This window comes from Flagellimonas sp. CMM7 (genome assembly GCF_021390195.1).
In the GTDB taxonomy this organism is placed as follows: domain Bacteria; phylum Bacteroidota; class Bacteroidia; order Flavobacteriales; family Flavobacteriaceae; genus Flagellimonas.
Window position 1 is genome coordinate 1,547,157 of sequence record NZ_CP090003.1, and the last position, 24,043, is coordinate 1,571,199.

Here is a 24,043-nt window from a genome sequence, read left to right on the forward strand (position 1 = left end):
ATCACTTTTTATTGACTAAACCCTTGGTAAACTCATTCAAGGTCTCGACTTTTTCTTCAAAGTCTCCCTTGATGGTCTTTCGGTATTCGTTTAAATTTTTAACTAAATCATCAATGTCTTCCGGAATCACATCTTCAAAAAACTGACGCAATCGCTTTGCTGTAGTTGGGGACTTTCCATTGGTTGAAATGGCTACTTTTACGTTACCCTTAGTGACTATTCCGCCCATATAAAAATCACAATAGGGCGGATTATCTGCCACGTTTACCAAAATCGAACGTTTTCTACAGTCGGCATATACTTTTTCATTTACCTCCGGACTATCTGTTGTGGCAACCACGATATGTTTTTTCTTTAGATAGCGCTTTTTGTACTTACCCTTGCGCATCTTAACCTTATGCTTTTCGGCCAACGAGACCGTTCCCTCTCGATACATGGGTGATATCATTTCTACTTGCGCATTGGGGCTGGACTTGAGTAAAAAAGTCAACTTTTCTTCGGCTATATTGCCACCACCCACAATCAAAACCTTCATGTTGTTGACCTTTAGAAATACGGGGTATAGTTCGTTACGCCCCATGCACCAATTCTTTTTCCTGGTTCAGTTTATAATTAATGGTCACCCGAGTGCCTTCACCTATAGTAGAGTTAAAAAAGAGTCTACCGTTGATATACCCTATTCGTTCTTTCATAAAGAACACGCCCATTCCTCCTTCACTATTGTTTTTGGGTGGCTTATCCAATATTGAAGTATCGAAACCTTTACCATCATCATCAATGACCACACTCAACAAATCCTCATTCAAGTTTAATTTAACCAAAATATAGTTGGCCTCTGAATATTTAATAGCATTGTTCACAGCCTCTTGGGTAACGCGATAAATATTGGTCTCTGCCAAAGGATCAAAACGAATAGGCTCTTTGGCCTTATTTTCAAATAGTACTTTCTTACTTGTGAGCTTACTTAGTTCTTGAGTCATTTTCTGTAATGCAGGAAAAATACCATGGTCTCCCAATTCGGGTGGTGTTAGGTTAAAAGTGGCCGTCCGCACCCCTTTGATGAGCTCTGAGGTCAACTTTTTCAGATAGGCAATTTTTTCCTCAGTTTTTTCTTTTTGTTTTGGATTAATGGATTCAATATTGAATCTCAAAGCGGTAAGCATTTGTCCTATACCGTCATGAATATCTTTGGCGATGCGTTTTCGTTCTTCTTCTTGACCCGCAACCACCTGACTCGCCTGTAACTGCTTCTGTTTCATACGCTCTTCATAGTTCTGCTTGGTGAGCTGCTCTACCTTGTCTTGGGTCTTTTTGCGCTCGGTTATATCGGAACACAAAATGAGAATACTCTGCTTTTCTCGGGATTGGTAAATGGGGATTATGGACATCTCCAACCAAATGCGTTCTTTTAATTTTGTGGTAATCTCTATCTCTTCAGTGCGAATATTTTTGTTTTTAAAGGAAAGGATTTCCCTTAGATACTGCTTTTGCCCCTCATCTTGGGTCAATATCTCCGAAAGATGGGTTTTCGTGGGTTTTTCCTTTTCTCCCAATAGGTTCAAGAACTTCTTACTGATGAAAGAGGTGGAACCATCCATCGAGATGTCGGCAAAAAGTGCGGCATTGTCTATAGCAAAATTCAGTTCTTGTAGTTCATGCAAAGACTCCTCTTTTTCCTTAAATATCTTTTTGATTTGCCTATTGTCCTCTTCAGATTTAAGCTTTCCTTGAATAAGGTTGGAAATAGTTTCTCGAATCTGAATCGACATCGGACGAAAAATGAACAAAAGTTCCAACAACAAAATCAACAGCGAAACCCCTAAAAGCAAGTATTCCTTCAGCTTCAATCGCTGTAATTGCTGTTTGCTAATGGCGTCGTACTCATTCACAATAGCATCCATTTTTTGAAGAAAGGGCTGCTCATTGGCTAGAATATTCTGCAATTGCAGTTCAATATTCGGCACGATTGAATCTTCTCTATTTTGAAAAGATTCCACTATTTCCTCTCCCGACATGACCATTGCCGCATGATGGGGGGAGAGATTTTGAAAGAGTTTTAAAATTGTGGTGTTTTCCTCTTTGGGCAAACCGATACTGTCATTCCCGTTTTGTAATCCTAGATGGGAAACCTTCCAAACATGTAACGTCTGTTTTAGGGCATCCGTTACTTCTTTATAGTTTTTAGAATCAGCAAGTGAACTAAGCTGTAATGCTTCTTTTACCAGTTTTTGACTGTAGGCACGTTGTCGTCCCGCCACATTAATGACCCTAGAATCATACAATTGGGAGTCTAAATGCTGTTGAATCAGGATTTGTGCAACAATAACCGTTATGGCGATAGCGGCTAGCGCGAAGATGTACCACTTTCGAACACGTTGAAAGGTTTCCCTATCTAAACCGCGGTGTAATCCATTATCGTATGGGCGCTCTTGTTTTGCCATTTTTATTGATTATTCCAGTGCTTTGGCTATCAAACCTTTTCCCTTGCCAGAGAAATCCAATTGTAGTGCCGCTTGTTGCCCTTTTTCAGACATTTTTCTCCACGTTTTTTGCAGGATGGAAATAATTTTGTCGTCATCGTGCTTTACCAAAAAAGGGGCATAATAGTACTTGAGAAAGACCAGGCATATGACATCTTCTAACGTCTGTGTTTCTTCATCTCGCTTTAATTTCTTTTTCAATAATAAAAACCTGACCCGTTCAATCAATTCTTCTTCATAGCCTACTTTGTTCAGAATTTCACTGGCTTTTTTAGCATGGAATTTTTTGAGGTTTTGGCGCCATTGTAAATATCCTACTCGATTCATCTCATAAGACTCTCGGGGAATTTCCCAACGACAAATATGTTGGCAACGTGCGGTTAGCTGCAACGCCTCAGAGGTATCAGGTTCAAATTCGTTGAGAACAGCAGTCATGCGCTTGGCATAAAGTAGCTCTTTTGGAATAGTTTTCCCCTGAAATACCTCGGTGTTCGGGTCTTCGGAATTGGCCGCATCAAATAGTTCGAAAGCTTTTGTCAGTCTTTGGGAGGCTTCCATAAAAAAAGGTTTTTATAATTCTGAAAAACCAAGATACACAAAACCGTCTTCAATCTTTACAGGGTAGGTGGCGATTGCAGGAAGGTCTCCGTTCAGATTTTCCCCGGTTTCCAATGAAAAGGTTTTTTTGTGCAACGGACAAGCAACTTTGGCGATTCTGCTGACATCACCAATCATGCCCCGTGAGAGTACCATTTCCATTTTATGGGGGCACAGATTTTGACAGGCATACCACTTTTCTTTGCGTGTAAAGTTATATACAGCTATTTGTTTGTCTTTGTATTTCACGCATGCTCCACCATCTTTGGGAAATGCACTTATGGGAGCTACTTTGAACCAAACGTTAACGTCTTCTTCTTTAATGCTTTGGTACTGATCTATTACTAAATCCATATTGTTTTTATTGTCTATGAAATACTTGCTGCTTTTAAAGGCACTTTTTGCCATTGTTTTGGCATTTTTTGCTCACGCATGGGAACGAAAACCAGGGTGTCATCATCATCTTCACTATTTACAAAATGGTTAAAGCGCTTCATCATTTCAGGGTCATTGACCGCTTGTGTCCACTCGCATTCAAATTTGTTGACTAGGGTTTGCATTTCTTTTTCCAAATCTTCTGCAATTCCTATTTTATCATCAACAACTACTTCTTTGAGGTAATCCAGACCGCCTTCAAGACTTTCCAACCAAGCGGCAGTGCGTTGCAAGGGTTTTGCCGTTCGCATATAGAACATTAGATAACGATCAATATATCTTATGACTGTGTCATTGTCAATTTGCTCGGCCAATAATTCGGCATGACGCGGATTGGCACCACCGTTTCCACCTACATAAAGGTTCCATCCCCCTTCAACGGCTATCAAACCAAAATCCTTGCCTCGTGCCTCCGCACATTCACGAATACAGCCCGAAACACCTCCTTTGATTTTGTGTGGCGCCCGAATACCTCGATAGCGATTCTCCAATTCAATGCCAAAACTCACGCTTTCATCCATACCGTAGCGACACCAGGTAGAACCTACACAGGTTTTGACCGTCCGTAAGGATTTCCCATACGCATGACCGCTTTCAAAGCCATGAGCAATCAGTTCTTTCCAAATCAATGGTAATTGTTTTAAAGTAGCCCCAAACAAATCAATGCGAACACCACCGGTTATCTTCGTGTAGAGGTCGTATTTCTTGGCAATTTCACCAAGGGCAATAAGTTTGACAGGTGTAATCTCCCCGCCGGGCACCCTAGGAACAACGGAATAGGTGCCATTACGCTGAATATTGGCTAAAAACCGATCATTTGAATCTTGAATGGCATATTCTTTATTGGCGGTATCTGCATGAATGGTAGCCATTAATGAGGCAACAACTGGTTTACAGATTTCGCAGCCACAACCGTTGCCATGATTATCGATTACCTCATCAAAGGTTTGGTACCCCTTGACCTGAATAATATCATACAATTCTTGTCGGTTGTATTCAAAATGCTCACAGATATGGTCTTTCACTTCGATGCCCAACGACTTCAAGGTGGCTTCGGTCAGGTTTTTAACCATAGGTTTGCAGCCACCACAGCCTGTACCTGCTTTGGTGCAACTGACTACACCACCTAAATCGGAGGCCTCTCCACTTTCGATAGCCCCACAAATCTGTCCTTTCGTCACACTTTCACAAGAACATACTTGGGCCATATCGGGTAGGTCCGTAATATCTCCTAGCACTCCGCCACCTTCAGAGGTGGGTAAGATAAGCTGGGCAGGGTCTTCAGGAACGGCCATGCCATTTAAGTACATTTGGTGTAGGATGTTGTAATCTTCGGCATCACCCACTAAGATTCCACCCAGTAAGTTTTTGCCATCATGACTAATATTGATTCGCTTATATAAATGTTTGGTCTTGTTCTCAAAAATGACAGAATGCCCTTTATCCGCAGGCATAAAAGGTGTTCCAAAACTGGCCACATCAACCCCGATCAACTTTAGTTTGGTCGACATGTCGATTTCCTCGGCCATGAGTACTTCCGTATTTCCTACAATTTGGTTCGCAGCTACATTGGCCATATCGTAGCCCGGAGCAACCAAACCATAAATCATTTGATTGTATAAAGCCACTTCGCCAATGGCATATATGGAAGGGTCGGAGGTCTGCATTTTGTTGTTCACCACGATACCTCCACGGGTACCCGTTTCTAGGCCACAGCTCTTGGCAAGTTCATCACGCGGACGAATGCCAGCGGAAATAATGAGCATGTCCACATTAAGTTCATCGTCTTCGCCGAACTCCATTCCTGTAATGCAGCCATTGCCCAATATCTTGTTGGTCGCCTTGCTAAGGTGAATATTAATGCCTATTGATTCCAGGGTTAATTGTAATACCTTACTACTTCGGGCATCCAATTGCCGGGGCATTAACTTTGGGGCGAATTCCACTACATGGGGTTCCAAGCCCATATCGAGTACTGCTTTTCCGGCTTCAAGACCGAGTAAACCTCCACCAAGAATAGCAGCTTTACCATTTGATTTTTTTGAATTTATCTTATCGGCATAGGCCAACATTCCTTCTAAATCCTCAATGGTTCGATACACAAAGACCCCTTCTTTTTCTACTCCTCGAATTGGGGGAACAAATGGAACTGAACCTGTGGCCAGAACCAATTGGTCATAAGAATAGGTCTGACCCGATTTTGTTTTAATTGTCTTCACCTCTTTGTTGATATCTGTAATATATTGGCCGGTAATCAGTTCAATACCATTCTCGCTATACCAAGATGCAGGTGCCAATTCTAAAGACTTTGCGTCTTGGTTTTCGAAAAATGCACTTAAATGGACCCTGTCGTAGGCCGGGCGCGGTTCTTCACCGAACACTTTAATGTTCAAAGTTCCTGACTTAGCTAGGCCAGCCAACTTCTCACAGAATTTGTAGCCTACCATTCCGTTACCAATTACTACTATCTGTTGCATTGCTTCATATTTACAAAGCAATAATACGTATTAATACTTATTTTTTATCTAATTATATCAAAATAATTACGTATTCTTGTTGTGATTTATTCAAATCACTACGTATTTGATTATGAAGTCAAAAATCGAAAAGCAAAGAAAGGTAGCACTTGTAGGGGCAGGCCCAGGCCGCGAAGACCTCATTACCATTGCCGGGTTACGTGAAATTCAACAGGCAGATGTCATTCTTTATGATGCATTGGTCAATCCCAGGCTTTTGAATCACGCTAAGGCAGAAGCCCAACTCATATACGTAGGAAAACGTAGTGGAAAACATAGTTTAGCTCAAAACGAAATCAATATACTATTACTGGAATGCGCCTTGACCCAAAATCGAGTGGCACGATTAAAAGGGGGCGACCCTTTTGTATTTGGTAGGGCCTCTGAGGAAATTGAATACCTCGAATCATTCGGAATTTCGGTGGAAGTTATTCCCGGGGTTTCCAGTGCAATTTCGGTTCCAGCCAGTCAGGGAATTCCATTGACCAAACGAGGTATCAGTACCAGTTTTTGGGTAATGACGGCCACAACCAAAGAGGGTGGCTTTTCAAATGACCTGATATTGGCGGCACAGTCTTCGGCAACAATGGTCATACTTATGGGCGTTCGAAAAATCCATCAAATCGTAATGCTGGTAAAGGATTACCGTTCAGGACTTACCCCGATTGCCCTTATACAAAACGGTACACTGCCAGAAGAAAGCTGTATTACCGCTACCTTGAATTCTACGGAAAACGCATTTGAAACCATTGATAAAACCCAGCCTGGAATTATTGTTATTGGTGATGTGGTGGCAGACCATACCTCTTTCTACGATGAAGAAATTCAGCGCGTACTCTATTCCTATATATAATATATACTAATTCAAATAACTAAGAAGGTTATGCTCATTGGAAATGTAAATCCCATCATTTCCAGTTCTTAAAGATTTGTCGATTTGACAATTCATGACCTTGAGAATTCCAGACTGATTAAAATTCACCCCATCCTATTTCATATCCCTAAAAACTACGTGAAATACGTAATAAATATTTAAAATAAGTATATATACGTATTTTAATTACGTAGGTTTGTTTCATGATTATGAAATCAACTCTTAAAATTGATAGAACAATGAAAGCAATGCTCACAAAATCGCTAGGCCTCTGCCTTGGCCTAATGCTGGTTGCCTGTGGAGGCAAGCAAGCCAAAAAGGGTACGGAAACAGCAAAAGCTGATATTCCTACTTTAACTTTAGAAATCGAAAAGCCGCAATTGACCTTTGGCTTTATAAAATTGACCGATATGGCTCCTTTGGCCATTGCGAAAGAAAAAGGCTTCTTTGAAGATGAAGGTCTTTTTGTTTCTGTAGAGGCACAATCGAACTGGAAAAATGTATTGGACCGCGTTATCGATGGTCAATTGGACGGTTCACACATGCTTTCGGGGCAACCCATTGCGGCAGGTGCAGGTTTTGGGCGCCAAGCGGAATTGGTGACGCCATTTTCAATGGATTTAAATGGAAACGGAATTACCGTATCCAATGATGTTTGGTCAAAAATGAAGCCCAACGTTCCTAAAGATCCTGACGGCAAACCGGCCCACCCCATCGAAGCGGATGCCCTTAAACCTGTAATCAGCGAATACAAAAACAACGGTAAGCCCTTTAAAATGGGTATGGTATTTCCAGTATCAACCCACAACTACGAGATTCGCTATTGGTTGGCTGCTGCTGGAATCCATCCAGGAATGTACACAGCCGATAATGTACAAGGCCAAATTGATGCCGAGGTATTATTGTCAGTAACCCCTCCACCACAAATGCCAGCAACACTTGAAGCTGGGACCATTTACGGATACTGCGTAGGTGAGCCTTGGAACCAACAAGCTGTTTTTAAGGGTATAGGAGTACCTGTTACCACAAACTACGATATCTGGAAAAACAATCCTGAGAAAGTATTTGTGATGACCAAAAAGTTCATCGATAAAAATCCGAACACCGCCATTGCCGTGACCAAAGCCTTGATTCGCGCTGGAAAGTGGTTAGATGAACCTAGTAATCGCGCTGAAGCGGTAAAAATACTCTCCATGCCTCAATACGTAGGTGCCGATGAGGTGGTTTTAGCGAACTCTATGACCGGAACCTTCGAGTTTGAAAAAGGCGACAAGCGTTCCATGCCTGATTTCAATGTGTTTTACAAGTACAACGCCACCTACCCCTTCTACTCTGATGGTATTTGGTTCTTAACGCAAATGCGCAGATGGGGACAAATTCCCGACCCGAAACCAGCTGCTTGGTATGAAGAAACAATCAAAGACATCTATCGTCCTGATATCTGGATGAAGGCTGCCAACCTTCTAGTGGAAGAAGGCCATATTCCAGCAAGTGATATTCCTGAAACTGATGGCTACAAGCCCGCTACAGCTGACTTTATTGATGGCAACACCTACGATGCCAAAGACCCGATTGGCTACATCAACAGTTTTGAGATAGGAAATAAAGACGATTCGTCACTATAAGAATCTTTAAAAAGTTACAATCATGAAGCAAAGTGTAACCGTAAACAAATCTGAAGAATTAAAAGTGGAAGGAGTGCTCAAAACACTAGTGTCCAAAATCAACTTTAAATTACCCAAGTTTGATGGCAAGGGACTGGTAAGAAAACTGTTGATTCCATTAGCATCAATTGTTTTGTTTATTGTATTGTGGCACTTTGGTGCCAAGGCCTTGTTCAATGTTGAGGCTGATTACAAGATTCAAAAAGCATTCACAGAGCAAGGGCAAGCTGCAGCAGACCAAATGGAGGCATGTATTGTTTCAGGTGATGTCAGCTGCCAGCCCAATACGTTACCTTCACCCTCACAGGTCTGGGCCTCGTTCAACACTTTGATTGCGGATCACAAGGTCATCAGTGCTGATAAGTTGGCATTTAAGGAAAAAACTGCTGCCATCAATGAAAAGCGAACTGCCGAAGGTAAAGACCCAATTACGTATACCGGACGGCCTTCATTCGTAGACCAGATTTTTACCAGTTTAAAAACGGTTTTTGCAGGATTTGTTTTGGCCTTTTTGATTGCCGTCCCAATCGGTATTATCATCGGGTTGAGCAAAACCTTACGCAACTCCTTCAATTGGCTGATTCAGATTTTTAAGCCGGTATCTCCGGTAGTATGGTTGCTTTTGGTATTCATGATAGTTAAGACGATGACCAAAGATTCCAATTCAGACAGTGCCTTTATCATTTCGTTCATTAGCGTAGGGCTTTGTGCCATGTGGGCCACTTTGGTTAACACCGCAATGGGGGTTTCCTCAGTAGACAAGGATTATATCAATGTAGCCAAGGTATTGAAATTGGGACCGCTCCAAAAGGTTTTTAAAGTGATTTTGCCTTCCTCATTACCCTTGATTTTTACGGGGCTTCGCATTACACTTTCCGTTGCCTGGATGGTCTTGATTGCCATTGAACTCTTGGCGCAAAGTCCAGGGCTAGGCTCCTTCGTATGGGAAGAATTCCAGAACGGCGCCAATGATTCCAACTCTAAAATCATTGTAGCCATGTTCGTCATCGGTATCATCGGTTTCTTGTTGGATAGGATTATGCTCATTATTCAAAACGCTGTATCGTTTAACAAAAGCGCAATGGCTTAAACCTTAGAATATGGCGTATTTAGAGCTTAAAAATATATATAAGACCTACGGGGAAGGAGCTAACCAAACCGAGGTGCTTACTGATATCAATCTCAGCATCGAAGAAGGTGAGTTTGTAGCCATAGTGGGTTTTACCGGTAGTGGCAAGACCACACTAGTCAACCTCATCAATGGACTTTTGAAACCCACCAGTGGTGAAGTGCTGTTCAAAGGTGAGCCTGTGGTGGATACCAGTCACGAACGTGGAGTGATTTTTCAGAACTACTCACTACTACCTTGGTTAAGTGTTGGCCAAAACGTGGCTATGGCGGTTCGAGAAGCGTTCCCGAAAAGCAGCAAAAAGGAAGTCAAGGAACGGGTTGACGAGTATGTGAAAATGGTAAACCTCTATCCTGCCATTAATAAAAGACCAAAAGAACTATCAGGTGGCATGCGTCAGCGTGTGGCTGTGGCCCGGGCCTTGGCGATGAACCCTGAGATGATTATCATGGACGAACCTCTAGGGGCTTTGGATGCCTTGACCCGCGGTAACCTTCAAGATGAAATCTTGAAAATCTGGAGTAAAGACAAGCGAACAGCACTTTTGATTACCAACGATGTGGATGAGGGCATTTATATGGCCGATAGAATTATTCCGCTTCGTCCAGGGCCAAATGCCACCTTGGGTCCAGAGTTTAAAATCGATATTGAACGCCCTAGGGACAAGACCGAACTCAATGATAATCCTGAGTATAAAAAGACCCGCAACGCCATCATCGAATACCTCATGGGTATCGGTGAAGAGCGTAAATCAGCATCAAAAAAGGTATACGAACTGCCTGATTTGAGTCCGAAAAGTTATGTCGCCTAATTCAAAACCCCTTTTACAATGGAAACAACAGTAACAGAAGTAGTTGAAAAACAAGTTCATCAAAATGGCATCTTCTTTCCTTCGGATAAAGTGATGTTGGATTTAAGGGATTTGAAGAAAGTGTATCCAACTCCTAAAGGTGACTATGTGGTCTTGGAACATTTGAACCTTCAGATTCTAAAGGAGGAATTCGTTACTATCATTGGGCACTCTGGTTGTGGAAAGACCACCATGCTTTCAATGATAGCGGGTCTTAATGGGATTACAGGAGGAAAAATCTCCGTATTAGGTAATCTCATCAAAGGTCCGGGGCCCGACCGAGGGGTGATTTTTCAGGCCCCCAGTTTAATGCCTTGGATGACGGCCTTGCAAAATGTGCTCCTTGGGGTGAATCGCGTTTTTCCACATGCCACCAAAGCGCAACGGAAAGACATTGCGAAGTACTACCTACAAAAAGTGGGGTTGGAGTCTGCTTTTGACAAAAAGGCCACAGAGCTTTCACAAGGAGAACAGCAGCGCGTGGGGATTGCAAGGGCGTTTGCCATCAAACCAAAGGTTTTGTTGTTGGATGAACCTTTTGGCATGTTGGATTCACTGACCAGAGGTGAATTGCAAGACATCTTAATTGAAATCTGGAACAAAGAAAAAATTACAGCGGTCATGATTACCCACGATGTTGATGAGGCCATCTTTTTGGCTGATAGAGTGGTGATGATGACCAGTGGTCCACGTGCCAAAATTGGGGATGTGCTGGAGATTGACTTCGAGCGTCCCCGCTCAAGAAAGTCGGTTCTCGACCACGACGATTATTACAAATACAGAAAACATCTTATCGATTTCTTAGAACATTAACCAGCTAAATTATTGTAAAAACACTTAATACAACCAGTTATGAAAAGATCACTAACAATCTTATTCCTAGTATTCCTATCGATACAATCTATAAAAGCTCAATTTACCCTCGATGCTACTTTTCGTCCACGAACCGAATATCGCAATGGTTTCCAATTTTTACAGCAAGAAGGCGTTGATGCCGGCTTTGTAACTAATACAAGGGCTAGGATTGGAGCAAATTACAAGACCCCATCTTATGAGATTTACATCAATATTCAAGATGTACAGATTTGGGGTGAAAACCCGCAATTGGTTCCTGTAGACGGCAATAGCTCATTTGCACTCTTTGAGGCTTGGGCGGAGTTGCAGCTCGGCAAGGGATGGTCAACAAAGTTGGGGCGACAAGTGCTGTCTTACGATGACCAACGTTATTTTGGTGGCCTGGATTGGGCACAACAAGGGCGTTATCACGATTTGGGAATGATAAAGTACCGAACTGATGGCTTTATGTTGGATATTGGTTTGGCGTTCAATCAAGATTTAGACGGACAGGGAGGTCCATTATTTGGATTTAAAAACGTCGGCACCGAATTCAACTCGGGTAATCCATTTCAGTATAAAACAATGCAACACCTATATGCCAAGAAAAAGTTTGGTGATTTTAGTGCCAGTCTGGTCTTGGCCAATTTAGGTTTTCAACAAATCGATGCCACCACAGGAGACGCAAGTGATATCAGAAGCACATTTACCGCAGGTACGCACTTGAACTACAAAAAAGGAAAGTTTGGCTTGGCAGGTAACGCTTACTTGCAATCTGGTAAGTTCTTTAATGACGTGGATATTGAAGGGGCCTACTTATTGGGACTGGAAGCTACTTACAAAGCCGGAGCCAAAACGACTTTGGGCTTAGGTGTTGAGGCCATTAGTGGTGATGATGCCTCTACCACCGATGCCACAGAAGCTTTCTTACCACATTTTGGTACCAACCACAAGTTCAACGGTTTTATGGATCACTTTTACGTAGGCAATTGGGTCAACCGCGTTGGTTTGTTGGACATTCATGCCAGCGCTGTGTTTAACCTCGGGCCGAGAACCACCTTGTTTACCAAGTTTTTGAACTTTCAAGGTATGGAAGATACACCAAACGGGGAAAGCAGTCTTGGCAATGAATTGGATTTGGTATTGACCCAAAAATTCAATGGTTTTGCACTTAAAGTGGGCTACTCACAATTATTTGCCTCTGATGGACTTGAAGAACTGGAAACCCTTCGTTCAGGGACTACTGATTTCAAAAGTTCACAGAACTGGGCTTGGGCCATGATTATCATCAAGCCCACACTTTTTACCACCAAAAAAGACGATTAACTTCTTTATACGACTTTGCTTCGCAGGGGTCATTTTCAACAAAAGTTGAGATGGCCCCTTGCTTATGGTTAAGACCAGAAGAATTCTTTTATTTTTGTTGGATGCCTAATCACTCAAATACTATACGAATAGTTTTGGCCGACGACCATGCCCTGGTTCGTGATGGCATTCGTGCGCTTTTGGAGGAGGAAGAAAATCTGGATGTCATCGGCGAGGTTTCCAATGGACTGGAAGCTTTGGATATGGTCGACGAACTGGCCCCTGACGTGCTGATTATAGACATACGCATGCCCCAATTGGGAGGAATCGAAGCAGTGGAACGGTTGAATAAAAAGGGAGGCTCCAAAACCAAAAGTATCATTCTTTCCATGCACGATTCTGAGGAGTACATTTTAAAATCGGTGCAGGCCGGCGCCAACGGTTATTTATTGAAGGACACAGATAAAAATGAATTCATCAAAGCCATTCATACCGTAAACGGCGGGGGTAAATTTTTTAGCGGGGATATTTCGAATGTCTTGGTCAATAATCTATTTGGCACTACCACAGCGGTATCATCCCCAAAAACCTTTGCCAAACAAAACGCGTTCGACTTGACCAACAAGGAGTTACAAGTATTGGAGCTGGTGTTATCCGGGCTTACCAACAAAGAGATTTCAGAAAAATTGCAAAACAGTAAACGTACCATCGAGACCCATCGTTTTAACTTAATGAAAAAAATGCAGGTCAAAAATTTACTGGACCTTGCCAAAAAGGCACAGGAGCATAATTTGGTGGATTCATAATCCATTTTTCTTCCCCTAAAAAATTATCAATCTCTTATTTTAAGGCCTTCTTTTTATCATTTATTCACTACGTATAAGTACGTAATTTTCTAAATTTCCTGATTGTAAGAAACTGCAAGAATCAGGTTGCTTTATGCAAAGAAAAGAGCGTTTTAATACCATTTGTTCCTATTGTGGTGTGGGCTGTGGAATCACAGTGGAAAAAGATTCCAAAGGAATCTTAAGTGTTGAAGGAAACACCGAGTATCCTGTAAATAAGGGGATGCTCTGTACTAAGGGCAAGACGCTGAACTATGTGGCACAAGATACCTCTGACCGTATTTTATATCCTGAAATGCGATGGAGTAGAGGCCATAAAAAACAACGGGTTTCTTGGGACGTCGCCTTCAAACGTGCAGCGGCCGTGTTCAAAAGTATCATCGATCGCTATGGACCAGACAGCGTTGGGCTCTATGTGTCGGGTCAGTGTTTGACTGAAGAATATTATCTGGCCAATAAATTGACCAAGGGCTTTTTAGGCACTAATAACATCGATACCAATTCACGGCTATGTATGAGTTCGGCCGTTGTGGGCTATAAAAAAACGGTGGGTAATGACGCTGTGCCCATTGCTTATGCCGATATTGAATTGGCCGATTGTTTTTTGATTGCAGGGGCGAATCCCGCTTGGTGTCATCCCATTTTGTTTCGTCGTATCGAAAAGCACATGGAGGAAAATCCGAAAGTCAAAATGATTGTTGTCGATCCTCGCAGAACACAGACTTGTGAGCTGGCCGATTTACATTTACAGATACTTCCTGGTACCGATGTAATTCTGTTCAACGCCATGGCACGTTGGCTTATAGAAAAAAAGAAGGTCGATCGGGCGTTTATCAAACTACACACATCAAATTACGAAGCATGCCGTGCTAAAGCTTTTGAATTGTCACTACGACAAGCAGCTGAAAAATGCGGAGTTCCGGTAAATGACATAAAAAAAGCGGCTAAAATGATAGCTGATGCGAAAGGCTTTATCAGCATGTGGACGATGGGTCTCAACCAAAGCGTTATTGGGGTCGACAAAAATGTCTCTTTGCTTAATCTTTCCTTGCTCACTGGGCAAATCGGAAAACCAGGTTCGGGTCCATTTTCATTGACCGGGCAGCCTAATGCCATGGGTGGCCGTGAAGTTGGGGGGATGGCCAGCCTGTTAGCTGCTCATCGCGATTTGGGAAATCCCAAACACCGAAAAGAAGTTCAGGACTTTTGGGGTGGAAAGGAAATCAGCGGAGAACCCGGTCTCACGGCCACTGAAATGTTTGATGCCCTGGAATCAGGCAAAATGAAGGCTGTCTGGATTATTTGCACCAATCCTGTGGTGAGTTTGCCCAATGCCAAAAAAGTGGAAAAAGCCCTGGAAAATACCAATTTTGTAGTGGTCCAAGACATCTCACATAAATCGGAAACCACAGGCTACGCCGACCTCTTATTGCCAGCCGCTGGATGGTTGGAGAAGGAAGGTACAATGACCAATTCCGAAAGGCGAATCAGTTACCTGCCCAAGGTGATCGACGCTCCTGGCGAGGCGCTCCCAGATGCGGAAATCTTGTGGCGTTTTGCACAAGAAATGGATTTCCCCGGCTTTGGGTACAATTCAGTTAGTGACGTGTACGATGAATACTGCCTTATGACCAAAGGAACCAATATCGACATTTCGGGACTTTCACATGAACGACTTATAAAGGAAGGTAGTTTTCAATGGCCTGTGCCGCATGCCTCGCATTCGGGCACTCCCCGTCTTTTTATGGACCACAACTATTTTACCTCAAATCGAAAAGTACATTTTAATGCCCCAAAACGTTTAGAAAATGTATCGGAACAAACGAGTTCTGATTATCCTTTGATTCTCAATACGGGGCGAGTTCGCGACCAGTGGCATACCCGAACCAAAACGGGCAAAGTAAAGAGATTGCTTACCCATATCCCTACGCCCTATTTACAGATGAACCGGGTAGATGCATACCTCAGAGGTTTGAAAAACGATGATGTTGCCGTCATTAGAAGTCGCAGGGGTTCTGTTCGTGTTAAGGTCAAAATTGATTTTGATATTCGTGAGCGCGTGGTCTTTTTGCCAATGCATTGGGGTAAAATTTTAAATAATGATTTCGGCCGGGCCAATAATTTGACTGGAGAATTGATTGACCCCATATCCAAGGAACCTGATTTCAAATATTCTGCCGTTCAAGTTGAAAAGTATCAGAAACCCAAGGAAAAAGTTATTGTTGTTGGGGCTGGGGCAGCGGCCTACCGATTTATACAGTCTTTTCGCGAAAAGAACGAAGTAGATGAAATCGAGGTGTTCTCCAAAGAAGAATATCCCTTTTACAACCGGGTATTGCTTCCAGAATATGTCAATGAAGATTTGCCATGGGAAGCCCTTCAAAAATTGAAAGAAGGAGAACTTGAAAAGCTCAATGTCACCCTTTATGGTGAAAACGGAATCAACGCTATTAAGCCCAAGGAAAAAGTTATCGTTGATGCAAAAGGAATCGAACATAACTACGATAAGCTCATTGTTGCTACTGGCAGCCGAGCCTTTATTCCAAGCGATGTACGGCTTGATTTACCAGGTCGCTTTACCATGAGGGAACGTAATGATGCGGACCGGTTGAAACACTATCTTAAAGGCACCGGGTTACCGAATGAAGAGCAACACGTTATTATTGTTGGAGGAGGGTTGTTGGGTTTGGAGCTTGCCGCTGCACTAAAGAAAAAAGAGGTTAATATCAGTATCATTCAAAGGGCACCACGCTTAATGGAACGGCAGTTGGATATGGTGTCCAGTAGATTGTTGGCCGAGGATGTTCGGGATAGGGGCATACAAATCTATTTTGATAATGAGGTAAGCACCGTTTTTGAAGAGAAGGAGGGCAAAAATATGCTGAACGTCGGCCTTAAAACGGGTAGAACGCTCAGTTGCAACGCTATTGTATACGCCATTGGCACCCGGCCCAATATCGATATTTTAATAGAGGCAGGGCTCTCCACCAGGCGGGGAGTGATTGTTGATCCATATCTCAAAACAAGTGATGCCAATATCTTCGCATTAGGGGAAATTGCGGAATTTAAAAACGCATTGTTCGGCATTACCTCTGCTGCTGAGCAACAGGCCGATATCGCTGCTAATTATTTATTGGGAGATTTTAGTAGCATCTATTCAGGCTCTGTGTTGATGAACATTCTGAAATTTGAAGATTTGGACCTCTGTAGTATCGGAATGGTCAACACGCCAAAAAACGATTCCAGTTACGAAGAGATTATTTTAATGGATCTCAGCAAACGATTCTATAAAAAATGCATCGTCAAAGATGATATGCTTAAAGGGGCTATTCTGATGGGCGATAAAACGGAATTTGCCGAGTTTAAAAGATTGATTGAGGAAGAAATTGAGCTCTCCGATAAACGGGAAGAATTATTACGTGGCCAATCGAATAGCCAACCCCTAAAAGGCAGACTGGTCTGCTCTTGCGCTCAAGTGGGCGCAGGAAATCTTCAAGAAGCCATCGCGGCTGGCTGTTCAGATTTCAAAACACTCTGTACACAAACCGGTGCAGGTCTAGGATGCGGAAGCTGTAAACCAGAGGTCAAAGCCTTTTTGAACGACGCTGCAAAAACAGTTATGGCATGAGTATGAAAAATGATGATTTACATCGTATTCTAATCAAAGGTGGTGTTACTTCACCAGGGGAACTCAAAGATGGGATTTCACTTCTTAAGCAAGCTGGGCTTTCAACCATATCATTTGGTTCTCGCCAAGATTTGTTGTTTCCCCTGTCAACTTTCAAAAAATCAGAACTCGAACAGGGTCTGGGCTTCAGCACACAAATAGTATCTGATCGGAGTTATCAAAACATCGTCTCGTCTTATGTTTCGGCCGACATTTTTGACAATACCTATTGGCTTAAAGGGTCTACCTACCTCTATATTTTAGAAGAATTTGACTTTGATCCAAAGCTTAAAATTAACATCACTGACCCTAAACAACGCCTCGTTCCCATTCTCAACGGCAATTTGAATTTTATTGCTTCGGAGCAAGAGGATTATTGGTATTTAAATATTTTGCTCCCCCATTGGAAGAAGCGCGCTTACTATCCAGTTCTGGTGTACAGCTGGGATATCGTCAAAATTTCGAAGGCCATTGAAAACGTGTACGCATCCATCGACAATGTGGACCAGTTGTTTTCCATCCTAAATCAAAGTCTACAGACCAATAATCGATCTATTACCAACCCCTTGGAAGTTCCTTTTGTGACCTTCCCCTACTATGAGGGGATGAACCGCATGGGGCTGGATAAGTACTGGCTTGGATTGTATTGGCGAAACAATGATTACGACCTTGGTTTCTTGAAGGATTTTTGTGGGTTTTGTTTGGATAACAGTATTGGTAAAATCAGTATCACTCCCTGGAAATCATTCATTGTTAAGAGTATTCCCAAAGAAAGCCGGCCCGAACTCGAACGCTTTCTTGGGCAACGAGGCATCAATGTGCGACACTCACAATTGGAAATGAACTGGCATCTTCCTGTTGATGACTTAGATGCGTTGGAACTTAAAAAAGATTTGGTCAAGCACTTTAATGAAAATGATATCAGCACCTATGGGCTGACGTTTGGTATCAGCAATGACGTAGGGAAACGCTCTCATTTTTCTTCCATTATAATAGAGAAAAACCCAATTTCAGAAGCTATTAAAGAATTTAAGGGCAACCCCACATTTAATGTGCTGCACTTCAAGAATTTTGACCCTAGTTCTGATGAATATGTGCTCTATGCCCAAGACGTTGACAAAAAACAATTAGGTCAATTATTGATGGAGTTGAGCAAGAAGTACTTCAATGATTTGACTGGAACAAAAGAAAGACCAAAGGAAAATAGAAAATCGGATGAGGTTTCCCTTCGTAGTGTATTTCAGTGCCAATCATGTTTTACGGTTTATGATGAATCCTTGGGTGATTCAATTGCCAAGGTTTCTGCTGGAACTTCATTTGAGAAACTTCCAGATTCATTCGTTTGTTCAGTTTGTAATGCTCCAAAATCAGAGTTTCAAAGAACAGATTTAAAATTGGCTTAAAGGTTAAGTGCAGAGTTTAAAGAGTAGAAGAAGAAATTGGCCAATGCTTTCTTCAACTTAGCTGTTTTTATTAATTGAGAAATTAGGTGTAAACATCCTATAAATTAAGTCCTTTTAGGACTGTTCTAGTTTTTCCCTTAGAAGCTGCATATCATCAGAAACCTTTTTTTCTAGTACTTTGGCATATATCTGCGTAGTGGTCAGTTTACGATGACCTAGCATTTTAGAAATGGTCTCAATAGGAACCCCGTTGGTTAGAGTAACCGTGGTGGCAAAGGTATGCCGCGCCATATGAAAAGTAAGATTCTTTCTTACCTTGGCGAGCTTCGCAACTTCCTTCAAATAAGCATTGATTTTTTGATTGGATATTCTTGGGAAAAGTGTACCGTTAATCAATGACCTTTTATCATGCCTGTAACGTTCAATTATCTCTGATGCTTTTGAAAGCAATGGAATTTTGACTGCGTTTCTTGTCTTTTGCCGTTGTGTCATTATCCAGTTAGTTTTATCCAACCCTAGCACTAGACTTTCATTTGTTAATAGCATTACATCTATATAACTTATTCCTGTATAGCAACTGAACACGAATAGATCTTTCACTAATTTTAATCTTGTCGATTTAATTTTCAGCTCTTCTATATGTTTCAATTCCTCAGGTGTCAGAAAACCTCTGTGCGTAGGGGTTAATTTTTGTTTGAATTTCACAAATGGGTCGCGGTCAATCCATTCAAGTTGATGGGCCAAAGACACCATTCTACGTAGCCTTTGAATATGTTTCATCACGGCGTTGTTACCAATTCGTTTTTTATAATGCCGGGGACTGTAATTCCTTAGAAAACTTTCAAAACTTAGTATGAATTTATAGTCAAGACTTGAAAGTTCTAAATCATCTACCTTGTACTTTTTCTTGACAAATAGCAAAATATATTTTTGGCTGGTCAGGTAAAGTCTAGAAGTATTTCCATGAAGCTTTTGGAACATACTTGTATTGTGGTACTCAATGATTTCTCGTAATGTGTAACGCTCAATTTTGTCGTCACCTGTATACCTCAACTTTATGGTTTGAGGGGTTATCGATTTATTTTCTGACCTAAGTTCTTGATAGCATTGAAACAACTTTGCGTATACCTCATCCAAATATTGGTTAATATTTCGAGCTTTTTCATTCGTTCCATTAATTCGTTGTTTTTGGTTGTTCCAAAGACGAGTTTCCACCCGTCGTTTAAGGCTAATATTGAGCTTTTTCTTATTTACTGTTATTCTGGCGTAAATAGGTGCTTGATTGTTCTTTGATCTTTTGGTGTATACCCAAAATAGAATGGAAAATGTAGAGAGAGTTCTCATGAATTTCGTCTTTGAATTAAACTTAGTTTAGGACGAAAGTCAAATCACCAAAAGGTCGCTCGTTTAACACTTTGAACCGAACCGATTTCCAAATATGAAAACACTTAGAATAAAATGTTGACGATTTGTGAACTCGAATAGATGGTTTCAAAAGATGTCATTTGAAACTTAAAATTCGTAAAGCATTGAAAATCAATATTTTTTTATTTTTTATGAGCTCCTTTAAAACTGTAAAAGTAGCCCCGGCAAGAATCGAACTTGCATCTAAAGTTTAGGAAACTTCTATTCTATCCATTGAACTACGGGGCCATTACCACAAATGGATTGCAAAAATATGTTTTTTGAGAAAAAGAATTTTTAATGTGGCAATTTATCTTTAAGCAATCCATAGATATAGGTTCCCAAAACTGCTGATATCAGTACAACCACAATTGGAAGAAACCCAGCACCCAACAATGTAAATATTGGCCCCGGACATGCACCCGCCAATGCCCATCCCAATCCAAAAAAGATGCCTCCGACCAAATATCTTTTAAAGCCCTTTTCTTTGGGAGTAAAAACAATCTCTTCCCCATAAAAAGACTTAATATTGAATCGTTTTATCAACTGAATTCCCAATACTCCTACAACTAAGGCAGAACCTATGATCCCATACATGTGAAAGGAATCAAACTGAAACATTTCATAAATCCTAAACCAGGAAGCTGCTTCCGATTTGAACAACAAAATTCCAAAAAAAACACCAATAACCAGATATATAAAAGTTCTCATAACTAAAAAATCAAAGGGAATAAAACATGAACCATAAACAGACCTCCAATAAAAAAACCAATAACTGCAATTAGTGAAGGAACCTGCAAATTGCTCAAACCAGAAATGGCATGACCAGAGGTGCATCCGCCAGCATAACGAGCTCCAAAGCCAACAAGAAGACCTCCAATAACTAGTAAAGCCATTCCTTTAATATCTGAAAATACAGTTGTACTAAACAGTTCTGTTGGAAGGTAGGTCGTTCCTACGCTATTAAAACCCAAGGAATTTAAATCGGCCGCGGTGTCCGCATTAATATGCACGGCGATATCTGTAGACAAAAAATTGGCGCCAATATATCCTCCAATAATGGTCCCCATAACTACTACAAGGTTCCATTTTTGTGACTTCCAATCAAACCTAAAGAAACTTGCATGTTTTCCAGCCCCGCAAATAGTGCAGAGCGTTCTTAGGTTGGATGACATGCCAAAACGCTTGCCAATCATGATTAGTAAAAACATGACCATTGCAATCAATGGCCCGGACACATACCAAGGCCAAGGTTTATATATTAAATCCATTCAAAAAAATCTAGCAAATAAGTTAAACCATCAATATAGTCTCTTTTGTTCTAAGACAGTAGTTTTTAATTTGATTTGCCAGAGATTTTGGAAATATTGGAGTTAAGGTTTTTTGGGTCCTTCTTTTTTTCCACTGCTCATAAGCGCCAACACTGCTCCTACCAAAGCAATAACGACAGCAGCAAAAACACCAATCATCCAAATACCATTTTCCCAAGAAACCAATGGAATTACATGCAGTATTTTCATCTTTTTTCGATTTTATGAAAATCAAATTTAACGGGCATATTACTTTTAAAACATGATATTTCTCAGACAATCAACATTGGTAAAAATACACCTCGACAATAATTGCCGAGGTGTATTAAAAACAATCAATCAAAAAACTATTTTTTCAGCTTAATGCTATTCACCCTAAAAAGTGCATATAAAGGGCAAAAGCTCACAAAACTTGTTAAGAGAAATACTCCTGCCAAAGCCATTAATACATAGGCGAGAGTTCCTTCTATTACATTAAAGTAGTACAATACGACCACGGCTAATGCAATAATCAATCTTAGCATACGGTCAAGGCCGCTCATATTCTTTTTCATAATATTTTCGTTTATCAGTTTCCTATTAAGAAAACGTCTTTTGTTCAAAGCTACAATGCCCGCACGAGCTTTTTAGTAACCTTGGTTACACAGCCGTATTCTATTTTGTGCTACTTTTATTTTTTAGACGTTATTTTTAGTCAATTCAAATTTTATGCAAGACTATTTTGAAGCTTTTGCCAATGGTTTTTTAGGAACCACCCAATGGACTTGGAAATCTATCTTATTTGATGTGCCATGGTATACGAATTATTTTTGGGGCTTGATTGTTATTTCACTTCTTGTTTGGGGGTTAGAGATTATCTTTCCGTGGAGGAAGGAACAATCTATTTTTAGAAAAGATTTCTGGTTGGATGGTTTCTATATGTTCTTCAATTTTTTCATTTTCGCTATTGTTATTAGTGGGGTTTATAAAATGTTAGAGCTTCTATTGGGCAATATTGGAGTTACGGCCAAGAGTCTTGCAATCATTGATTTTTCAAATTGGCCAATCTGGTCTCAGCTACTTGTCTTTTTTGTTATTCTAGACTTTGTACAATGGTTTACGCACGTATTGCTTCATAAATTTCCTTTTTTATGGCGATTTCATCAAGTGCACCATAGTGTAAAGGAAATGGGCTTTGCTGCCCATTTACGCTACCATTGGATGGAAAATATTTTTTATAAGCCACTTAAGACATTTGGAGTTATGATTTTGGGAGGGTTTGAACCAGAACAAGCCTATATTGTTCATTTTGCCGCCATAGCGATAGGTCATCTAAATCATGCCAATATTAAACTCACTTATGGCCCTCTAAAGTATATTTTCAACAATCCGGTAATGCACTTATATCATCATTCCTATATACTCCCCAAGGGAAAGTTTGGGGTTAATTTTGGAATTAGTTTGAGTCTCTGGGATTATTTGTTTGGGACCAATTATATTCCTGAAAGTGGTGGTAAAATTAGATTAGGATACCCAGGGGATGAAACTTTACCCAAAAGCTTTTGGGGACAATTGGTTTATGGTTTTAAAAAACCAAAGTTGTAATCTACCGGAACGATTTTGAAAGAAAGCTAACGCTCTTAGAAAACTAATTGCTTCTGAATTTTCCGTTGGCACAGCTTACAAAAGATTTTGCTTTTTGCAGTATCCCATTTTCGTCATCAATTGCCGGATATCCCAATGCTCTCAATTTATCTTTGGCAACAAAAACAACATCACTATTTTGATGTTCAAAAATGACCGATGATGTTTCTTGTTCTATCGTTAATTTGTTTATCCCATTTAACCCGGACAACTTATCTGTAATTGTTTTGGCACAACCGCCACATTTAAGGTTTTGAATTTGAATTGTTGTTTTCATTCCAAATGATTCTTTTAGTTTAATACTTCCATGTTCTATAGCCTCCCTTTAGATCATACACTGCTCTAAAGCCCATATCCACAAGTTTTCTAGCTGCTTTTTGACTTCTATTCCCAGATTGGCAATACAGGTATACTGGTTTGTCCTTATCCATTTTAGAGAAAGTAGCCTTAAATGCGGATTGCTGGAAATAATCAATATTTTGAGCTCCTTTAATATGTCTAGAAGCAAACTCTCTAGAGGTTCTTACATCAACTAGCTGTACTCTACCATCGGAGATGGCCTTTCTATAATCTTCGGCATTCAACTCCTCTATAGTATCTGAATTGATTGGTCCTCGGAATAAAAAATTTAGGAATGACATATTCATGTTTTTTAAGAATCCTTAAAATTAAACATCATGAATACAACGGTCAGTAACGCGAGTTACATAACTAAAAAAACAACTACTCCGTGGCACTCCAATCGTTATACGAGCCAGAATAGTCAAATATTTTTTTGAATCCCATTTGTTGCATTAATTTTGAAGCTCTTCCTGTTCTGCCCCCGCTTCTGCAATAGATATAAATGGGTTGGTTCTTGTCAAATTTCTGAATATCTTTTTTGAACGTCTCTTCTTGTAAAAAATCTATATTAATGGCGTCATCAATATATCCTTTCCTATATTCCTCTGGTGTTCTTATGTCTATTAATTGTACATCCTTTCCTATTACCTCGGCTATAAGAGTTTCTTTATCAATTTTTTTGATAAAGCTTTCTTGCTCAGACTCACATGAACTAATCCATAAAAGACAAAAACTCATAAAGGCAACATTCAAAAGGCTTTTCAT

At 40.8% G+C, this 24,043-nt stretch carries 23 protein-coding genes and 1 tRNA gene; 10 read left to right on the top strand and 14 right to left on the bottom strand.

Going from position 1 to position 24,043, the window contains the following annotated elements:
* Position 1 precedes the first annotated feature (1 nt).
* Genes LV704_RS07050 through nirB form a run of 5 tightly spaced genes read right to left on the bottom strand, consistent with a single transcriptional unit; the run spans position 2 to position 5,989 of the window.
* Entirely contained in the window at positions 2 to 580 is a 579-nt protein-coding gene (locus LV704_RS07050; RefSeq protein WP_163421061.1) for a bifunctional precorrin-2 dehydrogenase/sirohydrochlorin ferrochelatase, read from the bottom strand.
* Positions 570 to 2,441, bottom strand: coding sequence for a histidine kinase (locus LV704_RS07055; RefSeq protein ID WP_163421060.1), 1,872 nt, complete (start codon positions 2,439 to 2,441; stop codon positions 570 to 572). The genes LV704_RS07050 and LV704_RS07055 overlap by 11 nt, the downstream gene beginning before the upstream one ends.
* Positions 2,442 to 2,450: 9 nt before the next feature.
* Positions 2,451 to 3,038 carry a DUF4202 domain-containing protein gene (locus LV704_RS07060; protein ID WP_163421059.1) on the bottom strand — a complete coding sequence of 196 codons (588 nt, stop codon included), beginning with the start codon at positions 3,036 to 3,038 and terminating at the stop codon, positions 2,451 to 2,453.
* 12 nt (positions 3,039 to 3,050) lie between these two features.
* Entirely contained in the window at positions 3,051 to 3,431 is a 381-nt protein-coding gene (gene nirD, locus LV704_RS07065; RefSeq protein ID WP_163421854.1) for a nitrite reductase small subunit NirD, read from the bottom strand.
* 14 nt (positions 3,432 to 3,445) lie between these two features.
* Positions 3,446 to 5,989, bottom strand: coding sequence for a nitrite reductase large subunit NirB (gene nirB, locus LV704_RS07070; RefSeq protein ID WP_163421058.1), 2,544 nt, complete (start codon positions 5,987 to 5,989; stop codon positions 3,446 to 3,448).
* A 112-nt stretch (positions 5,990 to 6,101) separates the two neighbouring features.
* On the opposite strand from nirB, the gene cobA reads away from it, so the two are divergent.
* The 9 genes from cobA (at position 6,102) to LV704_RS07115 (ending at position 18,599) form a co-directional block, all read left to right on the top strand.
* Positions 6,102 to 6,881, top strand: a complete 780-nt coding sequence (gene cobA, locus LV704_RS07075; protein ID WP_163421057.1) for a uroporphyrinogen-III C-methyltransferase — start codon at positions 6,102 to 6,104, stop codon at positions 6,879 to 6,881.
* Between the two features lie 260 nt (positions 6,882 to 7,141).
* On the top strand, positions 7,142 to 8,527 hold the full coding sequence (locus LV704_RS07080; RefSeq protein ID WP_163421056.1) for a CmpA/NrtA family ABC transporter substrate-binding protein: 1,386 nt from the start codon (positions 7,142 to 7,144) through the stop codon (positions 8,525 to 8,527).
* A 22-nt stretch (positions 8,528 to 8,549) separates the two neighbouring features.
* Complete coding sequence (locus LV704_RS07085) at positions 8,550 to 9,656, top strand: ABC transporter permease (protein ID WP_163421055.1); 1,107 nt, start codon at positions 8,550 to 8,552, stop codon at positions 9,654 to 9,656.
* Positions 9,657 to 9,666: 10 nt separating this feature from the next.
* Complete coding sequence (locus tag LV704_RS07090) at positions 9,667 to 10,506, top strand: ABC transporter ATP-binding protein (protein ID WP_163421054.1); 840 nt, start codon at positions 9,667 to 9,669, stop codon at positions 10,504 to 10,506.
* Between the two features lie 18 nt (positions 10,507 to 10,524).
* The gene (locus tag LV704_RS07095) at positions 10,525 to 11,358 is read left to right on the top strand and encodes an ABC transporter ATP-binding protein (protein ID WP_163421053.1); all 834 of its coding nucleotides are present in this window, start codon (positions 10,525 to 10,527) and stop codon (positions 11,356 to 11,358) included.
* A 39-nt stretch (positions 11,359 to 11,397) separates the two neighbouring features.
* Positions 11,398 to 12,705, top strand: a complete 1,308-nt coding sequence (locus LV704_RS07100) for an alginate export family protein (protein ID WP_163421052.1) — start codon at positions 11,398 to 11,400, stop codon at positions 12,703 to 12,705.
* A gap of 101 nt (positions 12,706 to 12,806) precedes the next feature.
* Complete coding sequence (locus LV704_RS07105) at positions 12,807 to 13,490, top strand: response regulator transcription factor (RefSeq protein WP_163421051.1); 684 nt, start codon at positions 12,807 to 12,809, stop codon at positions 13,488 to 13,490.
* Between the two features lie 133 nt (positions 13,491 to 13,623).
* Positions 13,624 to 17,157, top strand: coding sequence for a nitrate reductase (locus tag LV704_RS07110; protein ID WP_163421050.1), 3,534 nt, complete (start codon positions 13,624 to 13,626; stop codon positions 17,155 to 17,157).
* Positions 17,154 to 18,599, top strand: coding sequence for a rubredoxin (locus LV704_RS07115; RefSeq protein ID WP_317164626.1), 1,446 nt, complete (start codon positions 17,154 to 17,156; stop codon positions 18,597 to 18,599). Before LV704_RS07110 ends, LV704_RS07115 begins: the two co-directional genes overlap by 4 nt.
* A 114-nt stretch (positions 18,600 to 18,713) precedes the next feature.
* Here LV704_RS07115 and LV704_RS07120 read toward each other — a convergent pair whose 3' ends face one another.
* The 6 genes from LV704_RS07120 to LV704_RS07145 form a co-directional block, all read right to left on the bottom strand.
* Positions 18,714 to 19,943 (bottom strand): site-specific integrase, encoded by a 1,230-nt coding sequence (locus LV704_RS07120; RefSeq protein ID WP_163421049.1) that lies wholly within the window; start codon positions 19,941 to 19,943, stop codon positions 18,714 to 18,716.
* Between the two features lie 237 nt (positions 19,944 to 20,180).
* Positions 20,181 to 20,252: transfer RNA gene (locus LV704_RS07125), tRNA-Arg, on the bottom strand.
* 48 nt (positions 20,253 to 20,300) lie between these two features.
* Positions 20,301 to 20,714, bottom strand: coding sequence for a DUF6691 family protein (locus tag LV704_RS07130; RefSeq protein ID WP_163421048.1), 414 nt, complete (start codon positions 20,712 to 20,714; stop codon positions 20,301 to 20,303).
* A gap of 2 nt (positions 20,715 to 20,716) precedes the next feature.
* Positions 20,717 to 21,274: a YeeE/YedE family protein gene (locus tag LV704_RS07135; protein ID WP_163421047.1), complete on the bottom strand. Its 558-nt coding sequence runs from the start codon at positions 21,272 to 21,274 to the stop codon at positions 20,717 to 20,719.
* Between the two features lie 102 nt (positions 21,275 to 21,376).
* Positions 21,377 to 21,523 carry a hypothetical protein gene (locus LV704_RS07140; RefSeq protein ID WP_163419782.1) on the bottom strand — a complete coding sequence of 49 codons (147 nt, stop codon included), beginning with the start codon at positions 21,521 to 21,523 and terminating at the stop codon, positions 21,377 to 21,379.
* Between the two features lie 137 nt (positions 21,524 to 21,660).
* A complete protein-coding gene (locus LV704_RS07145) occupies positions 21,661 to 21,867 on the bottom strand; it encodes a DUF2892 domain-containing protein (RefSeq protein ID WP_163421046.1) in 207 nt (68 codons plus the stop codon).
* Positions 21,868 to 22,021: 154 nt separating this feature from the next.
* Here LV704_RS07145 and LV704_RS07150 point away from each other — a divergent pair, with 154 nt between their 5' ends.
* Positions 22,022 to 22,897, top strand: coding sequence for a sterol desaturase family protein (locus LV704_RS07150; RefSeq protein WP_163421045.1), 876 nt, complete (start codon positions 22,022 to 22,024; stop codon positions 22,895 to 22,897).
* A 43-nt stretch (positions 22,898 to 22,940) separates the two neighbouring features.
* Here the strand turns inward: LV704_RS07150 and LV704_RS07155 are convergent, their stop codons facing one another.
* The 3 genes from LV704_RS07155 to LV704_RS07165 form a co-directional block, all read right to left on the bottom strand.
* Positions 22,941 to 23,213, bottom strand: a complete 273-nt coding sequence (locus LV704_RS07155) for a heavy-metal-associated domain-containing protein (RefSeq protein ID WP_163421044.1) — start codon at positions 23,211 to 23,213, stop codon at positions 22,941 to 22,943.
* A gap of 19 nt (positions 23,214 to 23,232) precedes the next feature.
* Entirely contained in the window at positions 23,233 to 23,577 is a 345-nt protein-coding gene (locus LV704_RS07160; RefSeq protein ID WP_163421043.1) for a rhodanese-like domain-containing protein, read from the bottom strand.
* Between the two features lie 82 nt (positions 23,578 to 23,659).
* Positions 23,660 to 24,043 (bottom strand): rhodanese-like domain-containing protein, encoded by a 384-nt coding sequence (locus tag LV704_RS07165; protein WP_233782165.1) that lies wholly within the window; start codon positions 24,041 to 24,043, stop codon positions 23,660 to 23,662.